Below are 2,540 nucleotides of genomic sequence, written 5' to 3' on the forward strand. Positions count from 1 at the left end.
CCAGTTTGAATTTGGTGCGGTCGCCGTTGTTGAGCAACTTGGCCTGAGTCTCGGTGCGCGCCTTGCGCAGCGAGTCGGCCTGCGCCTTGCCGCGGCCCTCGGCCACGGCCTCGGCGAAATTGGCGAACAGCACGGTGAACCACAGCCAGATGATGATCTGCAAGGTGAAGCCGAGATCGCCGCCGCCGGTGACCAGGTCGCGGACGAAAAGCACGGTTGTGAGCAGAGATACGACCGCGACGACGAACATCACCGGGTTCTTGACCAGCGTGCGCGGGTCAAGCTTGCGGAAGGCGCCGCCGATGGCGGGCACCAGGATGCGCGCATCCATGATGCTGGCGGATTTGGACTGGCTCATTTTTGGGCTCCAGTATCGGTTATGTTGGACGGCGCCGGGTGTTCGGTCTTCGGGAACAGGTGCGGAAGGCCGGTGGCCAGCAGCCACAGCACGAACAGCACGGCCGCCATGCCGAGAAAGGTTGAAAGGGTCGGGAAAGGACGAGGCTTCTCGTCCTTCCCGTTGTCGGGCGCTCCGTCACCGGTCTGGTGACGGTCGTTGCGACGTATGTCGTTGAAGCGGGGCATGGTCATCTCAGAAGGTCTGGCCATGGATCATCGCCAGATGCTCGACGATCGGACCGACGGCGAGCGACGGGAAGAAGGTGAGGCCGCCGACGATGATGATGACGCCGACCAGCAGCCCGACGAACAGCATGCCGTCGGTCGGGAAGGTGCCGGCCGAAGCGGGGACGGTCTTCTTGGCGGCCAACGAGCCGGCGATGGCCAAAGCCGGGATGATGACCAGGAAGCGGCCCATCAGCATGCCGATGCCCAGCGTTATGTTGTACCAGGGCGTGTTGCCCGAGAGGCCGCCGAAGGCCGAGCCGTTGTTCGCGGCCGCCGAGGTATAGGCGTAAAGCACCTCGGCGAAGCCGTGCGGGCCGCCATTGGCCATCGAAGCCACGGCGCTCGGCAGGACCACGGCGATGGCCGTGAAGATCAGCATCGCCAGCGGCAGGCAGAGGATGGCGAGCATCGCCATCTTGACCTCCTTGGCCTCGATCTTCTTGCCGAGATATTCCGGCGTGCGGCCGACCATCAAACCGGCGACGAAGACGGCGACGACGACGAACATCAGGATGCCGTAGAAACCGGCGCCGACGCCGCCGACTATGACCTCACCGAGCTGCATGTTGATCAGCGGGATCATGCCGCCGAGCGCGGTGAAGCTGTCGTGCATGGCGTTGACGGCGCCGCAGGAGGCGGCCGTGGTGATGACGGCGAACAGCGCCGACGCAGCGATGCCGAAGCGCGTCTCCTTGCCTTCCATATTGCCGCCGTCGATGCCGAGCGCATGGACCAGCGGGTTGCCGGCGGCCTCGGCCCAGTAGCAGACGGTGACGCCGACGAGAAACAGCACGCCCATAGAGGCCAGGATCGCCCAGCCCTTGCGCTCACTGCCGACCATGCGGCCGAAGACGTTGGTGAGCGCGGCGCCGATCGCGAAGATCGACAGCATCTGGATCAGGTTGGAGATTGCGTCCGGGTTCTCGAACGGATGCGCCGAGTTGGCGTTGAAGAAGCCGCCGCCATTGGTGCCTAGCATCTTGATGGCGAGCTGCGAGGCAACCGGGCCAAGCGCGATGGTCTGCTTGGCGCCTTCCAGCGTGGTGGCGTCGACATAAGGACCAAGGGTCTGCGGGACGCCCAGCCAGACATAGGCGAGCGTCAACAAGATGCATATCGGCAGGAGCACGTAGAGCATGCAGCGGGTGAGATCGACCCAGAAATTGCCGATCGATTTGCCGGAAGCGCGGGCAAAGCCGCGGATGAGCGCAATGGCGATGGCAACGCCGGTGGCGGCCGAAACGAAGTTCTGGACGGTAAGGCCGGCCATCTGCACGAGATAGGACATCGTGCTTTCGCCGCCGTAGTTCTGCCAGTTGGTGTTGGTGACGAAGCTGACCGCCGTGTTGAAGGCCAGGCCTGGCTCGACCGCGGTCATGCCGGCGGGGTTGTAGGGCAGGGCACCCTGCAGCCGCTGCAGCGCGTAAAGGACGAGGAAACCGGCGAGATTGAAGAGCAGCATGCCGGTCGCGTAGACCGCCCAGTGCTGTTCTTCCTTCTCGCTCGTTCCGGCGAGACGATAGAGCCCGCGCTCGATCGGGACGAGCACCGGCGACAGCAAGGTGCGGTCGCCGCTGAAGACGCGGTACATATAGAAGCCGAGCGGCTTCACGAGCAAAAGCAGGATCCCGCAAAAGACGAGGATCTGTATCCAGCCGTTGATTGTCATGATGTGACCTTCCGTGCGCCGATCAGAAGCGTTCTGGGCGGATGAGGGCGTAGGTGAGATAGGCGAGCAGGAACAAGGTCACCGCGCCGCCGAGAATGTAGTCGAGAAGCATGATCCGGCCCTTCCGCTCAAATGATGTCGCAGGCTTTGACGTAAGCTAAGGACAGGGCGAAGAATAATATCCCGATCCCGAGAACTATAAGGTCCATTGCAGGTCTTCCTTGTTTCCACTTGGTGTTTGCGG

At 63.1% G+C, this 2,540-nt stretch carries 3 protein-coding genes and 1 pseudogene; all 4 read right to left on the reverse strand.

Translation table 11 applies throughout. The annotated features are described in order from the left end of the window. A pseudogene (locus EOD07_RS30460) lies at positions 1-358 on the reverse strand (potassium-transporting ATPase subunit B); the annotation flags it as partial. Next, a complete protein-coding gene (locus EOD07_RS30465) occupies positions 355-585 on the reverse strand; it encodes a hypothetical protein (RefSeq protein WP_040990426.1) in 231 nt (76 codons plus the stop codon). The gene EOD07_RS30465 and the pseudogene EOD07_RS30460, both read right to left, overlap by 4 nt. Positions 586-592: 7 nt before the next feature. Further along, positions 593-2,296: a potassium-transporting ATPase subunit KdpA gene (gene kdpA / locus EOD07_RS30470; protein WP_127237948.1), complete on the reverse strand. Its 1,704-nt coding sequence runs from the start codon at positions 2,294-2,296 to the stop codon at positions 593-595. A 22-nt stretch (positions 2,297-2,318) separates the two neighbouring features. Then, positions 2,319-2,408 carry a K(+)-transporting ATPase subunit F gene (locus EOD07_RS30475; RefSeq protein WP_040990279.1) on the reverse strand — a complete coding sequence of 30 codons (90 nt, stop codon included), beginning with the start codon at positions 2,406-2,408 and terminating at the stop codon, positions 2,319-2,321. Positions 2,409-2,540: the final 132 nt, after the last annotated feature.

The organism is Mesorhizobium sp. M2C.T.Ca.TU.002.02.1.1 (genome assembly GCF_003997225.1).

Coding starts and splice junctions, on each gene's coding strand:
- EOD07_RS30465 (WP_040990426.1), bottom strand. CDS start 585: ATGCCCCGCTTCAACGACATACGTCGCAACGACCGTCACCAGACCGGT.
- kdpA (WP_127237948.1), bottom strand. CDS start 2,296: ATGACAATCAACGGCTGGATACAGATCCTCGTCTTTTGCGGGATCCTG.
- EOD07_RS30475 (WP_040990279.1), bottom strand. CDS start 2,408: ATGCTTCTCGACTACATTCTCGGCGGCGCGGTGACCTTGTTCCTGCTC.